This window comes from Endozoicomonas atrinae (assembly GCF_001647025.1).
GTDB lineage: Bacteria > Pseudomonadota > Gammaproteobacteria > Pseudomonadales > Endozoicomonadaceae > Endozoicomonas > Endozoicomonas atrinae.
Genome location: NZ_LUKQ02000511.1, coordinates 1 through 1765 on the forward strand (window position 1 = coordinate 1; position 1765 = coordinate 1765).

Consider the following 1765-nt stretch of genomic DNA (forward strand, 5'->3'; position numbering starts at 1 on the left):
ATGAGCCATTGGTTAGCCATGGCGTAGCGGATGAACTGATTCCGTTTAAACGGCTACCGGACCTTAATCAGTCCATCACGGTCAAAGACAGCCTGGATACTACGCTCGTTGCTGGTGATGATTATGAACTGACTCAGTCAGGCATCAAGGTTATTGACGGTGGTGGTATTGATAACCTGGGGATCAAGGTTAGCTATACACCACTACCTGCCAATATGGTTCAGGCACTGGTGGAGTCCGGTCGGGAGTTTGTGCTCTTTATGGAAGGCCTGAACGATGCCCAGGAAGGACTGCCGTTTAATATCCGGGTCCATCGGGTCAAGTTCTCACCAGTCCAGAACCTCGGCTTTATCTCTGATGACTTTGCCAACATTCCCTTGCAGCTGGATGTTTTGTCCGATCCTACCATTACCGGCCAGGGCCTGAGTCCGTTTATGCAGCTGGATCTGGCCCAATAACCCGCCGAGTTTCCTATGCCCTCCATCAAAGAAACCGCGCTTCGGTTGGTGCTGAAAGCGCGGGATACCCTGTCACGTCCGGTTAAGCAGTCTGCCGCCTCCCTGGACTCCCTGCGCAGTAGAGCCCAATCCCTCAAGAGTCAACTCACTGAACTGGAACAGCAACAGCGATTGCTGTCGTCTTTCCAAAAACAGACATCTGCTGTGCGTGAGGCTGGTCGGGCTTTTCGTGAAGCCGAGATGAAGGTTGAACGGTTGGCCCGGGAATATCAGCAGGCAGAGAAACCCACAAAGACTCTACAGCGCAGGCTGGAGTCTGCCCGTAAAGCGGTGGTGTCAGCCAACCAGTCTTACCATACGCAGCGACAGAAGCTGGCTGAGTTGCGCAAAAGTCTGAGCCAGACGGGACTTTCCAATCGCCAGCTGGCGCAACAGCAGGAACGAGTTGGACAGGAACTTCGGGAAACGTCAGCGGCATTTCAAAAAGCCAGCAATCGGGCTAAGGAAGCCTCCAAGAGTTTCAGGCGCTCTGGTTTAAAGAGCATTTCGAGGGATGCCCAGCAGGCATCATCGGGTATTGGTCGCCTAACCAGACGGTTCGCTGGCTTGGTCGCAGCAGTGGCAGGGCTGTACACCATCAAACGTGGCATTGAGTCCATCCTGACCACCGGCGATAAGTTTGAGCGCCTGCGTGTTCAGCTGGAAGCCATTATGGGCTCCATGGCGGAAGGTGAACGGGCGCTGGCCTGGATTAAGGACTTTACCCGCAACACGCCATTCCAGCTGGAGGAGGTCTCTGAAGCATTTGTCCGGCTGAAAGCCTTTGGTCTGGATCCCATGGATGGGTCTATGCAGGCCATTGTCGATCAGGCTTCCAAGTTGGGCGGCGGGATGGAGCGGCTGAATGGCATCACACTGGCCGTCGGTCAGGCCTGGGCAAAACAGAAACTTCAGGGGGAGGAGATTCTACAGCTGGTCGAGCGTGGCGTTCCGGTGTGGGAATTACTGGAAAAGGCTACGGGCAAAAATGTACAGGAGTTACAGAAACTGTCGTCTGCCGGGAAGCTGGGGCGGGATACCATCGCCTTGCTGATTGCCGAAATTGGCAAAAGTGCTGAAGGTGCAGCGGCCAAAAATATGAGTTTGCTGTCCGGTTATGTTAGCAACCTGAAAGACAGCTGGCAGCAGTTCCTGGCTGAAATTGCCGACAGTGGTGCCCTGGAATACACCAAGAACCTGCTGGGTTCCATCGCCCTGAAAATAGAGGCGATGAATCAGGACGGTCGCTTGCAGGCTCTGGCGAGAAA

The 1765-nt window shown here is 54.4% G+C and carries 2 protein-coding genes; both read left to right on the top strand.

The window, feature by feature from the left end:
- Positions 1-458, top strand: a 458-nt coding sequence (locus tag AK963_RS33920) for a phage tail tube protein (RefSeq protein WP_202969911.1), incomplete at its 5' end; no start/stop codon positions are given.
- Positions 459-473: 15 nt separating this feature from the next.
- A partial coding sequence (locus AK963_RS28520; RefSeq protein ID WP_139117755.1) for a tape measure protein occupies positions 474-1765 on the top strand: 1292 nt, incomplete at its 3' end.